At 60.5% G+C, this 11,960-nt stretch carries 14 protein-coding genes; all 14 read right to left on the minus strand.

Annotated elements, in window-relative coordinates:
* Window positions 1-20: 20 nt before the first annotated feature.
* Window positions 21-773 carry an SDR family NAD(P)-dependent oxidoreductase gene (locus A9D14_RS14665; protein WP_066849508.1) on the minus strand — a complete coding sequence of 251 codons (753 nt, stop codon included), beginning with the start codon at window positions 771-773 and terminating at the stop codon, window positions 21-23.
* Window positions 770-1,714, minus strand: coding sequence for an alpha/beta fold hydrolase (locus A9D14_RS14670; protein ID WP_232469057.1), 945 nt, complete (start codon window positions 1,712-1,714; stop codon window positions 770-772). Before A9D14_RS14670 ends, A9D14_RS14665 begins: the two co-directional genes overlap by 4 nt.
* Entirely contained in the window at window positions 1,620-2,168 is a 549-nt protein-coding gene (locus A9D14_RS14675) for a VOC family protein (RefSeq protein WP_232469059.1), read from the minus strand. The genes A9D14_RS14670 and A9D14_RS14675 overlap by 95 nt, the downstream gene beginning before the upstream one ends.
* A 16-nt stretch (window positions 2,169-2,184) precedes the next feature.
* Complete coding sequence (locus tag A9D14_RS14680; protein WP_066849511.1) at window positions 2,185-2,586, minus strand: MaoC family dehydratase; 402 nt, start codon at window positions 2,584-2,586, stop codon at window positions 2,185-2,187.
* Window positions 2,583-3,035: a hypothetical protein gene (locus tag A9D14_RS14685; protein WP_232469061.1), complete on the minus strand. Its 453-nt coding sequence runs from the start codon at window positions 3,033-3,035 to the stop codon at window positions 2,583-2,585. The genes A9D14_RS14680 and A9D14_RS14685 overlap by 4 nt, the downstream gene beginning before the upstream one ends.
* 11 nt (window positions 3,036-3,046) lie before the next feature.
* Window positions 3,047-4,210 carry an acyl-CoA dehydrogenase family protein gene (locus A9D14_RS14690; RefSeq protein ID WP_066849517.1) on the minus strand — a complete coding sequence of 388 codons (1,164 nt, stop codon included), beginning with the start codon at window positions 4,208-4,210 and terminating at the stop codon, window positions 3,047-3,049.
* 50 nt (window positions 4,211-4,260) lie between these two features.
* Window positions 4,261-5,025, minus strand: coding sequence for an SDR family oxidoreductase (locus A9D14_RS14695; protein ID WP_083988150.1), 765 nt, complete (start codon window positions 5,023-5,025; stop codon window positions 4,261-4,263).
* Window positions 5,025-5,750: an alpha/beta fold hydrolase gene (locus A9D14_RS14700; RefSeq protein ID WP_083988087.1), complete on the minus strand. Its 726-nt coding sequence runs from the start codon at window positions 5,748-5,750 to the stop codon at window positions 5,025-5,027. The genes A9D14_RS14695 and A9D14_RS14700 overlap by 1 nt, the downstream gene beginning before the upstream one ends.
* Window positions 5,750-6,691, minus strand: coding sequence for a VOC family protein (locus A9D14_RS14705; protein ID WP_066849524.1), 942 nt, complete (start codon window positions 6,689-6,691; stop codon window positions 5,750-5,752). The genes A9D14_RS14700 and A9D14_RS14705 overlap by 1 nt, the downstream gene beginning before the upstream one ends.
* A gap of 30 nt (window positions 6,692-6,721) precedes the next feature.
* Window positions 6,722-7,561: a fumarylacetoacetate hydrolase family protein gene (locus tag A9D14_RS14710; protein ID WP_066849527.1), complete on the minus strand. Its 840-nt coding sequence runs from the start codon at window positions 7,559-7,561 to the stop codon at window positions 6,722-6,724.
* Window positions 7,562-7,581: 20 nt separating this feature from the next.
* Window positions 7,582-8,301, minus strand: coding sequence for an SDR family NAD(P)-dependent oxidoreductase (locus A9D14_RS14715; protein ID WP_232469063.1), 720 nt, complete (start codon window positions 8,299-8,301; stop codon window positions 7,582-7,584).
* Window positions 8,302-8,365: 64 nt separating this feature from the next.
* Window positions 8,366-10,036 (minus strand): class I adenylate-forming enzyme family protein, encoded by a 1,671-nt coding sequence (locus A9D14_RS14720; protein ID WP_087910601.1) that lies wholly within the window; start codon window positions 10,034-10,036, stop codon window positions 8,366-8,368.
* Between the two features lie 100 nt (window positions 10,037-10,136).
* On the minus strand, window positions 10,137-10,916 hold the full coding sequence (locus A9D14_RS14725; RefSeq protein WP_066849536.1) for an SDR family oxidoreductase: 780 nt from the start codon (window positions 10,914-10,916) through the stop codon (window positions 10,137-10,139).
* On the minus strand, window positions 10,913-11,914 hold the full coding sequence (locus tag A9D14_RS14730) for a quinone oxidoreductase family protein (RefSeq protein WP_066849545.1): 1,002 nt from the start codon (window positions 11,912-11,914) through the stop codon (window positions 10,913-10,915). Before A9D14_RS14730 ends, A9D14_RS14725 begins: the two co-directional genes overlap by 4 nt.
* Between the last annotated feature and the right edge of the window lie 46 nt (window positions 11,915-11,960).

An 11,960-nucleotide genomic window follows, 5' to 3' on the forward strand; every position in this document is an offset into this window, starting at 1 on the left:
CGACCGGCCGCGTCGCTGGGTTAGAGGCTGAAACCGCCATCCACGATGATCGTCTGGCCAGTAATATACGACGCCCGGTCCGAGGCGAGGAAGCGAACCGCTTCAGCCACGTCCTCACCGTTGCCAAAGCGGCGCAGGGCGATCGTCTTCTTCTGCTGTTCCCAGATTTCAGGCGTGTAGAGCCTCTTGACGAATTCTGCGCCAAGGCCGGCGTCGATGATTCCGGGCGCCACCATATTGGCGCGGATACCAAACTTGCCTTCTTCCTTGGCGATTGCGCGGCCCAGCGCTTCCATGCCTGCCTTGGGAACCGAAGATAGCGCATCGCCGGGCGGGAAGGTGTAGTTTGCGACCGACACAACGATCACGAAATTACCGCTTCCTTGCTGGCGGAACACGGGCAGTGCTGCTGCAACGACGCGCATCAGGCCGAGCAATTCGGTCTCGATCACCTCGCGCCACTGGGGTTCCTCAATCCGGCTGACGAAAGGCTGTTCGATGGCGACACCCGATGCAAATACCACCGCATCGATCCGCCCAAAATGATCACTCGCCGCCGCGATAGCCGAACTCACGGACACAGGCTCGGTCAGGTCGCACGGCACCGGCCAGCCCTCGCAGAATTCCGGCAATTGAGTGGCAAGCTCTTCAGCGGCCGATTTGTTCGAGCGATAGGAAAGCGCAATCCCATCAAAATCCTGCGCAAGTGCGTGCGCGCAGGCCCGGCCGAGGCCACCGGTCGCGCCGATGACGAATGCTGTCCTCCCGCTCATCCGGCGGCATCCGCAGAAACGCGAGCCAGCTGATCGAGCAGTTTTGCTGCGAATTCGTCATTGCGGTCGGCGGTGAACATGTGGCCCACGCCTTTCGCGATCAGCACTTCAAGCTGGGGAGCAAGCTTCTGGAAACGCGCTGTATTATCGTCATGAACCAAGTGGCTTAGTTCCGCACGGACCATGACGACAGGCGAAGAAACGCGTGCCGCCGCTGCGAGTACCGCCTCGTTCTCACTGGCGGGGTGGAGGAATTCGTCCTTGCCGGTCGCAGGGTCCCAGTGCCAGTGCCATCGCCCGGCAGGATCCTGCCTCATGGAACGGCCAAGGCGCGATGCATCGTCGATGCGGGGTTGCTCCAGATGGAGGGCCAGTGCGTCTGCAGCCGCATCGAGACTTGGATAGCCATCCGCTCCCTCGGCAAAGAATCGGCGGATTCCGTCAATCGCGTGATTGGGCATGTCCGGCGCGACATCGGCCAGCATGATCAGCCGCACTTTTTCGGGATGGCGCGATCCGGCGATCAGCGAGGCCTGCCCTCCACGAGACGCGCCGACGAGCACTACGTGATGGTCGAACTGATCGAGCAGGCTTCCGACATCTCGGGCAAATGCGTCGACATGATAATCGCCATCCGCCGCCCAGTCGCTTTCGCCATGGCCGCGCAGGTCGAACGCAATACCGTAATAGCCCGCCTCGCCAACCTTGCGGGCAGAGCCCCGCCATGAGCTGCGGCTTTGGCCTCCGCCATGGAAAAAGAGGACGGGCGGAGCCTGCGGGTCGCCAAAGGCTTCACCCGCAAGCTCCAGGCCGTCCCCCTGATATCTGACTTTCGTGCCGTACAACTTAGGCGGATACAGGCACTGTTTCGGCGTGGCTCGGGTGTTCACCCGGTCCCTTGTAGGTGAACTTGCCGGGCGCATGGTGCCATTTGCCGTCATCGCGGCTTTCATACGGGGATGCCACTTCGATCAGGCAGCCATGGGTGCTCTTGGGGCCCACCCAGCTCCACTTCTGCCAGGTCATGTCGGGATCGTTGAACGTTTCGCCGTCTCCGGGAAGATGCAGGCCTTCGGCCTTCATTTTTTCCATGGCGGCGGGGACATCATCGGTGCTGAAGCACAGATGGTGGACATGCTCACCAACCTTGTCGAGCCGCTTGCCGAGCGGAGTTCCGGGTGCGGGCTGGATGAACTGGATCTCGGTCGAATATTCATTGACGAAGGTGGCCCATTTCATGCCGGCATCGTCGCCGCTCGAAAATTCGTCATATTTCACGATCGGCTTTTCAAGCGATTGCGGATCGAGCACGCGAAGGATTTTCGTCCAGTCCTCGATCGCCTGATCGAGGTCGCGGACGACCATGCATACATGGGCAAAGGGACCGCTGGGCATTGTTGTTCTCCTTGAATTAGATCAAAATCGTGGCGGTGCCGGCGTTGACAGTGCCGCGCCCGTCCACATCGAGCTTGAGATCGCAGGTGACGCGATTGCCTTCGACAGAGGTTACCTCGCCCGAAGCAATGACGCGGTCGCCTTCGTAGACGTTGTCGAGAAAACGCGAATCCATCGTCTCGATCCGGCAACCGGGAAAGGCCGTCATCAGCATGTTCATCATATAGGCAACGTTGATCGGACCCTGATTGATCCGCTTGTTACCAAGCCCTTTGGCCTTCACGACCTCTACATCGAGGTGGATCGGGTTGGGGTCGGCAAGAAATACCGACCAGTCGCGCATGGCGTCAGGGCTGACCGTTTCGATCACGAAGGGAGGAAGCGTGTATCCCGCCTTGATGTCTGCTGAAACGCTCATGCGGCAAGCTCCTTGCGCGGCAGGACCCAGACATTGTCCGTTTCCAGGACGGCATCGCCGCCTGCAGCCGGATGCAGGCGAAGGCGATAGGTGAGGACGTCCATCACGCCCAGCTTGCGGCTCTTCTTGCGCACGAGGCTGAGGATTTCGCCGGTAACCCGATAATCCTGCCCGACCATAAGCTGTCCTGCAAAGCGAACACCGGACGAACCCATCATCGGGCCGTCTTCCACGTCGAATTCGCAAGTCTCGCACACGCCGCCCACGGTCTTGCCCATGGCGACCTGCGTGGCGATGTAGTAATAGATCGGATGCGCACTGCCGTCAGTCGCGGGCTGCACGCCCGTCGACCGGCATAGCGCCGCATTCTCGTCCGCGGCGATCGAGAATATCGCAGTTCCATCCAGCGAAGTGCCAGCGACATCGGGGGCAGGGGGAAATTCTTCCATTTGCTCCATCCTCAGAACGACCGGGGAAGGCCGAGATTCTCGGCGATCGAATTGCGCACCATCTCGTTCGAAATGGGCGTCATGCGCAGGATGCGGTGGTCGCGCCAGTAACGCTGCATGTCGGTTTCGGCCGAATAGCCCATGCCGCCCATGATCTGGATACCCATGTCGGCGGCCTTTACCGCGTTTTCCGTGGCGACCATCTTCAGCATGTTCGCTTCATTGCCGCACGGCATGCCGTTGGATTGCATCCATGCGACATTATACAGCAACAATTCGGTCAGCTTTTGCGATGTAGCTATATCCGCGACATAATGCTGCAGGATCTGGAAGCGACCGATCACGCCGCCAAAGGCCTTACGTTGCATCATGTAATCCAGCGCATCTTCCAGCACGCCGTCGATCGCGCCGAGACATTGTGCGCCTACCATGATGCGCTCATTGTTAAGGCTGGGCAGCATCGCGCTCCATGCCTTCCCGGGTTCGCCCAGAACGTCCTCATCCGGAACGAAAACGTCCTCGTAATGAACCTCGCAACTGCCCATTGCACGCATACCTAGCTTGGGCAGGAGGCTTGCCGTGATCCCCGGCGACTTTGCGTCGACGAACAGAGCGATCAGGCCGTGATGTTTTTTTTCTGCGTTGCGGTCACTCCGGGCAAGTACAAGCAAGCGATCGGCGACCTTCGCAGCCGTAGTCCACATTTTCGCACCGTTGAGTTTCCAACCGCCATCGACCTTATCGGCAAAAGTCTTCATCGCGCCCAGCACGTCGGTTCCGCCATCGGGTTCGGTCATCGAGATCGACACGCGTAGATTGCCGGCCGCCATTTCTGGCAACCAACGCTGCTTCTGCTCTTCATTTCCGGCAATCGCGATCGAATGGGCACCCCCAAACGAAGTGAGACCCCAGACCCATAACAGGCCTCCGGCAGTACGAGACATTTCGCGGGCGAAGATCATCTGCATCACAACATCGCCACCAAGGCCGCCGTATTCCTCGGGAATGCCGACGCCAAAGAATCCTTCTGCTTTCAACTTTTCCCAGATCTCGAAGGGATAGTTCTGCTCATCTGCCTCAAGCTTGCGCATGAGATCTTTGGGCAACTCCGCATCGACCCAACGTCTTACGACATCGCGAAACGCGACTTGCTCTTCGGTGAGATTGAAATCCATGCTTACCTCGTGCTTCGCATCGCCACGACTGAAACCTATCGAACGGAGGGTTAGATCGACAGTCCGCCCTCGACAGGCAGAACGGAACCGGTAACGTAGGAGCCTGCGGGGGAGGCCAGATAAATCGCCGCACCTGCCATGTCTTCCGCCAAGCCGGTTCGACCGCGCGGCACCATGGATTCTACCATCTTGCGCATTGCATTATCTTTGATCACGGTCATGTCGCTTTCGAAGAACCCCGGCGCGATGGCATTCACGGTGATATTGTCCGAGGCAAGGTTCTTGGCGAGCGACTTGGTCAGCCAGTGGATCGCGCCCTTCGATGCCTGATAGGCATAGACTTCACGCGGGCCGACCTTGAGCGCGCCGACCGACCCGATATTGATCACGCTGGCCGGTCGTTGTGCGCTGCCCCCCGCACGCAGCAGCGGCAACAGCTTCTGCAACAGGAAGAAAGGGCTCTTCAGGTTGAGGTCGAGGACGCCGTCCCAATCGGATTCCGTAAATTCGTCGATCGCGGCGTCGGACAGAGTGCCTGCGTTGTTGACGAGCACATGCAGAGCTTTCTCGCGGCCCGAAAGCTCGGCTACCAGCGCCTTGATGCCGTCGATGGTCGAGATATCGGCAGCGATGCCGATGACGTCGCCGGGGATATCGTCGGCCACGGCAGCGACCTTTTCCGCGTTTCGAGCACAGATATAGACCCGCGCACCCGCTGCGGCGAGGCCTACGGCGATCATCCGGCCGATTCCGGCGCTGCCGCCGGTAACCAGTGCGACACGGCCTTTTACCGAAAACAGCTTGGCGGCATCGATCATCCCACGATCTCCAGCATCATGTCGGCAAGCCCTTCGGGATCGCCTACATTGAAAGCATGGTCGCCCGGATGCTTGTGTATCGTCCAGCCAAGCTTTTCGGCCCGTTCGTGCATCATGCCCATGATGGTGTGTTCGGCAGCGATATAATCCACCGGATGGGTGATCGATTCCGCGCCGACGGGAATGACGCAGCTGGTGGCGCGCATTGGCTGGTCAGACAGGTGGTCCAGCAGCCATTTCTCGCGATTGCGATCCATCATGTGCGGATGGTCCTTGGCCATCGCGCGCTGTTGTTCATGTACGCCCGAGCCGATCGGACCCTCTCCGCCATCCAGCATGGCATCCAGTCCGGCGGCTTCCTCTTCGCTCGCGAAACCCATCATCGATGCGATGCGTTCACCCGCGTGGGGCACGATCGCGTCGAGATAGATGACGCGTCGAACGCGGTCGCCCGCCTGCGCCAGCACGCCTGGCGCGACGGTGCCGGCATAGGAATGCGCAACCAGGATGACGTCCGACAGATCTTCATACTTAAGGACGTTCACGATGTCGGTCACATGGACCGCATTGCCGACGTCGCGGCCGATCAGATGTTCCCGTTCGCCAAATCCGGTGAAGGTGGGGGTGAATACCGTGTGCCCCTTGGACTCAAGCGCATCCCGCATGAATTTCCACGTCCAGCCGCCCATGCCGCCGCCATGCATCAGAAGAAAAACAGCCATTATTCGGGCGCTCCGGGTTCAAGGTTGAGGACGAGTTCTGGGGGCACGTCAGGGCCCCACAGGTAAAAGCTGTCATCCGGCGAGTGCTGGGCCGCAGGCCATTCGCAGTCTGCCGGGATGAAATCGATATCGGCCGAAAACTCGGCATAGCTGCCCCACGGGTCGCGGGCATAATAGAAGTAGTTGCCGCCAAGAACGTGGCGACCCACACCCCAGCCTTCCTTGTAACCGGCGCGCATCATCTGCGCCGATCCAAGGCCCACTTCCTGGAACGAACCGACATCCCAGCTGCTGTGGTGCATGCCGCGATGCGTCGATCCGACCAGGGCAAGCAGGTGATGGTCGCTGCCATGCGGGCCGTGCAGGAACGCGACAACCGGGCCGCTGCCGTCGGACAGGCGCAGGCCGAGATTTTCCTCGTACCATTGGGTCGCCGCCATCACATCCGATGTAAAGATAGCGAAATGGGAGAGATTGCGCGGCTTGGTTTTGGGCGCTTTCGAATTGAAAATGGCGCCCGACTCGCCAGCAGCAGACGAAGTCGTCTGAAACTGCGTCTTTGCATCGGGCGAACATTTTTCGGCGACCGCAAGGTGAATCGGCATGTCGTCGAAGCCAAGGATCCAAGTGCCGCAGTTAGGCGCCTTTGCGGACGCTTCGATGCGCTTCACGCCGTTCTCATCCAACCGGGCGAGCAGCGGCGCTTCGTCTTCTTCGTACACCCCGAAGCTGATGTAGCGCAGCTGCTTCACTGGACCTTCGACGATCCGCGCCCAGCACTGGTCGTGGCCAAAGGTATAGAGTTCCAACCCGGCATCGGTCTCGCGCACGTCAAGCCCGAATGCGGTGTAGAAGTCCTTTGCCACAGCCAGATCGGGCACCTGGAGGCCGAAATGGTCGATCGAATGCACGCCAAGCGCACCTGCGCGTTTTTGCGCCATGTATCTCTCCCGTTACAGTCGAGCTTCAGCTCATTCTGCGACGACACGATTGCTAAGCAATCCGATGCCTTCGATCTCCACTTCGCAAATGTCGCCCGCCTTCATCCAGACCTGCGGATCGCGCGCCACGCCGACACCGCCGGGGGTGCCCATCACCAGCACATCCCCTGGTTCAAGTGTCATGAACGTGGACAGCAGATGGATGGTATTGGCGACAGTGAAGATCAGATTGCCGGTGTTGGATGATTGCATGACATTGCCATTCACCCGGCATTCGATCTTCAGTCCAGAAGCGCCTGCAGGGACTTCATCGGGCGTGACCAGCCACGGGCCGAAAGCGCCGGTGTCGTCGAAGTTCTTGCCCGCGGTCCACTGCGGCGTGCGCATCTGGTAGTCGCGCAGGGAGGCATCGTTGAAGACCGAATATCCGGCCACGTGATCTAGCGCATCGGCTTCGGAAATGTTCTTGCCGCCCTTGGAAAGGACGACCGCCAGTTCGGCCTCCCAGTCAAGCTGCCTTGAGATTTTCGGCAGGATAATGGGCGCGCCGTGGCCCATCAGGCTGGACGGGAAGCGGCCGAACAGCACGGGAAAATCAGGAATGTCGAAGCCAGATTCTTCCGCGTGGTCGCGATAGTTGAGGCCCATGCAGACGATCTTAGAAGGCCGTGTGACCGGGGGAAGAAAGTTCAGCAATGCTTCATCGACGACTTCGCCGTCTGCCGCGGCCTTGCCGGCCGCCGCCAACGATCCTTCCGCGATCTTTGCGTCGAGGTCGGCCAGTTCGCTGTCCCAGACAACCCTGATCTCGCCATCGACCTTGGCGGCGAGGCCGATCCGGCCGGCCTTGCTTACTCGTGCAATGCGCATTTCAATCTCCAATCCTGAATTTACTCGCTGGCCTTTTGGCCGGTTCCGCCACCCGTGGCGGGCATAAGGTTGATGCTCATTCCGCCATCCACCAGAATATCGATGCCGGAAATGTGACCCGCTTGCGGTTCAAGCAGAAAGATAATCGCATTGGCCACGTCCTCGGCCATTCCCAGCTTACCAAGCGGAATCATCGATTCGCGCTGTGCCCGGCGCTGGGGGTCGTCATAGCCAGCCTGCGTCATTGGCGTGTAGGTCGGCCCCGGCGACACCGTGTTGCAGCGAATGCCGTCCGGCCCCCATTCCAGCGCGCATTGCCGCATCAGCATCAGCAGCGCGGCCTTGCTCGACGAATAAAAGCCGAGCCCCGGGGTCGGCTGCGTTGCCGACATGGAGGCGGTGGCGATAAAGGCCCCGCGCGAATGGGCGAGATAGGGATGAGCCGCCTGGCCCAGCAGCCAAGTGGCGCGCGTGTTGATCGCGTACACACGATCGAATTGTTCTGGCGTCTGATCGACCAGCGGTGCGCCCGAGATAATCCCCGCATTGCTGACGACCCCGTCGATCCCGCCCATGAAATTGGCGGCAGCGGCGATGATGTCCTTTCCGCAATCGGGTGACGAAAGATCGGCGACAAAAGCGCGTGCCGCGGGCCCGATGGCCTCTGCCACGGCCTTGACGCCGTCAGCATCCCTATCGGTCAGCAGCATCTGGTGGGGTTCATCCTGCCCGGCCAGCAATTCCGCGACGGCCCTGCCAATGCCGCTGGCGGCCCCCGTAATCACGACTTGCATCACAAATTCCTCATTCGCTGATTCCGAGTTCTTCCATGAGCCGCTGCCGCAGCTTGAACTTCTGGATCTTGGAGGCCGACATCGGCCATTCGTCGACATAGCGAATGTGGCGCGGAACCTTGAAGGATGCGATCCTTTCCTTGGCAAAGGCGATCAGCTCGGCTTCGCTGGGCCGGAAACCGTTCGCCAGCTTGACGAAGGCGGCGGGAACCTCTGCCAGTCTCTGGTCGGGGATGCCGATGACCTGTGAAAGCTCCACCGCCTCGTGCGCTTCAAGAACGGTCTCGACTTCGGCGGCGGCGACGTTTTCCCCGCCTACCTTCAGCATGTCCTTGAAACGGCCATGGAATCGCATGTGGCCATCGCTGTCGAGCGAGCCGATATCCCCGCTGTGATACCAGCCATCGGCGTCGATCGCCTCGGCCGTCTTGACTGGATCGCGGTGATAGCCGTCGAGCATGTTGTAGCCCTTGATAAGGACTTCGCCGCGCTGTCCCGTCGGCAGGTCCTTGCCGGTTTCAGTGTCGACGATGCGGACGGAAATCCCCTTGAGCGGATAGCCCAAGGTCTGAAAGCCCAGTTCAGGATCCATATCATAGCCGCCGGTGCTAACGATCCCGCTGGCCTCCGACATGCCGAACGTGCCGACCTGAAGTGCATTCGGCATTTTTTCGCGATAGGCATCGCCGATCGCCTTGGGCATCTGGCTGAAACAGCTGTTCATCAGCCGCACGCTGCCCATGTCGGTCTTGTCCCAATCGGGATGTGCGATCATCGACTGGTGAAAGGTGACGAAGGGCAGAAAGATCATCGTTGCCTTTTCAGTCTCGATCTGGCGCAGGCTTTCGCCCGGATCGAAATGGGGCTGGCCGATGAAGGTGCCGCCCACCTCTATCGCGCCGAGCATCGCCAGCATGGCCGCGATATGGAACAAAGGCATGGGCGACCAGACGCGCTCGTCATCCTGAAAAGCCCATCGGTTACGCGCAAGATTGCTGGCTTCGCGGCAGATCGCCTCGTTCGATAGCAGGCAGCCTTTCGGGTTTGCGGAGGTCCCCGAAGTATAGAGGACCATGCATGTATCGCGCAGCCGGACCGAAAGCCGTGCTTCGTGAACGGCTTCCTCGTCGACGGTGGCTGCTGCGGCATCGAAGGCGGACTGGTCAATAAAGCCTGCCGCCTGCTTCCCTCCGTTCAGGATAAGGCGGCGCAAACGCGGGGCCTGCGCAATGTCGAGCGCCATGGGATCGGCACATCGTCCAATTTCTGGAAAAGCCTCTGTCAGGCGGGTCGTGAAATCGACGAAATCATCGGCCTCGCTGTTCGTTATGACAGCGCATAGTTCGGCATTCTCGACGACATAGGCGATTTCGGGGGCGCGATAGCGGGCATTCATCAGGACCGATACGCCGCCCACCATGGAGACGGCGAACAGGGTTTCGACGAAATCGATGCCGGATGGCAGCAGGATGCCGACATGGTCGCCCTGCGTGATGCCAAGGCCGAGCAGCCCGCGGGCCCGGTGCAGCACTGATTGCACGACATCGTCATAGCTGCGCCGTCCCGACGGGAAGACGAGCGCTTCCTTGTCGGGATGTGAGTCCCATGACTTTAGCAACATGTCGGCAAGCGGACTTACACTGACCCGAATACTGGACGCATCTTCGCCATTAGCGGACACGCAGGCCTCCTCCATTTTCTGGCTTACTTCGCGCATCTCTGTTCCGCCTCAAGGCACTCTCGTGCCCTTCCCAAGGATAGGCTCCCACGCATTGCGCGACCTAACCGCAACCGGCGACGCCGCCGTCGACAGGCAGGGCGACACCGGTGATGTAGGCGCCGGCACGCGACGACAGGAACACGACCGATCCGGCGATTTCGTCCGGCCTACCCAGTCGGGCCATCGGAATTTGCGACAGCACCGCCGGGTCCACTTCGTCGTCCTCGCGAAGATGCGCCGTCATCTTGGTGGGGAAGAAGCCGGGAACGAGCGCGTTGACGTTGATGTTGCGAGCCGCCAGATCGCCGGCCAGATCGCGGCTCAGCATGTGGATGGCCGCCTTGCTGGCCGAATAGGAATAGGCGCTGAGGCGGGCCGTCTTCAGCCCCGCGACGGAACCGATATTGATGACCCTTGCCGGATCGTCGGGGGTCCCGGCGGCTTCCAGCGCGCCTAGCAATTCGCGGACCAGCGTGAAGGGCGCCTGCACATTGACCATCATCACGCCCGGCCATGCCTTGTCGGGATAATTGTCGACCGGCCCGCCCCATGTCTTGCCGGCATTATTGACAAGAATATGGAGCTTGTCGCCGCAAGCGGCGCGCAACCGGTTGGCAAGGTCCACCGCAGCTTCGGGGCTGGAAAGATCACAGGGCAAGGGGATGCAGACACCCAGCGACGACATTTCCGCCGCCGCCGTATTGCACACGTCTTCCTTCCTCGACGTGATCGCGACCGTGGCCCCCGCCTTCAGCAGACCCTCGGCAATCATGCGGCCAAGGCCTTGCGCGCCGCCCGTGATCAGCGCGACTTTTCCGCTCAGATCGAAAAGCCCGGTCATACGGTGATCGCCACTTTGCCGAACTTGTGATCGTTTTCGAGATAGGTCAGAGCCTTGTCGGCTTCGGCCAGAGGAAACGTCTTTTCGATCACCGGCTTGATGCCATGCTTGTCGATGAAATCCAGCATGTTGCGGAAATCTTCAGGATCTCCGACCTGACTGCCGACGATGCTGGCACTCTTCAGGAAAACGCCGGTCGCGGTAATCTCGAACTTATCGCCTGCGGTCGATCCATAGATCACGATGCGGGCGCCCGGTTTTATGGCACGAATGTAATTGGCATAGCTCGGTCCGGGCGCGCCATCGAGTACGACGTCGATGCCGCCCGTCATCGGGCCGACCTTCTTGCGCCATTCGGGATCGGTGTAGAGCAGGCCGTCGGTCGCGCCCATGCTCTTGGCACGTTCGATGACTTCTTCGCTTTCACCCGTGACATAGACCTTGCAGCCAAGCGCCACCGCATAGGCGAGGCCAAAGGTCGCTACGCCGCCGCCGACGCCGCTGATCAGAACGGTATCGGTAGGCTGCAGCTGGCCCTTGAACATCAGCGCGCGCCATGCCGTCAGGCCGGTCAGGATCGAAGCGGCGGCCTCTTCCCAGCTCATGCCCGCGGGCTTCGGGGCCAGATTTTCGGCAGGGACACAGACATATTCGGCGATCGTGCCAGGGTGCGGCATGCCCAGCAGGCCGAATTCGGCCTGCGGGGCGTGGCGGTTTGGTCCCCAATCGCGGCCGGGATACAACACGACTTCGTCGCCGATTTCGACGCCAGTGACGCCTTCGCCGATCATGTCGACGACGCCGGCGCCGTCGCAGCCCATGGTGCAAGGTGTGACCATCCCGGGGTACAGCCCGCGCGAGATCCACATTTCCCGGTGGTTCATCGACGCCGCCTTGATCGCGACCCGCACTTGTCCGGCAACAGGTTCCGGCGTCTCGACATCCACCACGCGAACGGCTTCTGGACCATCCGTGGATTCGAGCAATAGAGCTTTCATAAGTCGGGAATCCTTTTTCTATAATCGGTTATTGGCACGGATGGCC

It is taken from the genome of Croceicoccus marinus, assembly GCF_001661675.2.
Classification (GTDB): Bacteria; Pseudomonadota; Alphaproteobacteria; order Sphingomonadales; family Sphingomonadaceae; genus Croceicoccus; species Croceicoccus marinus.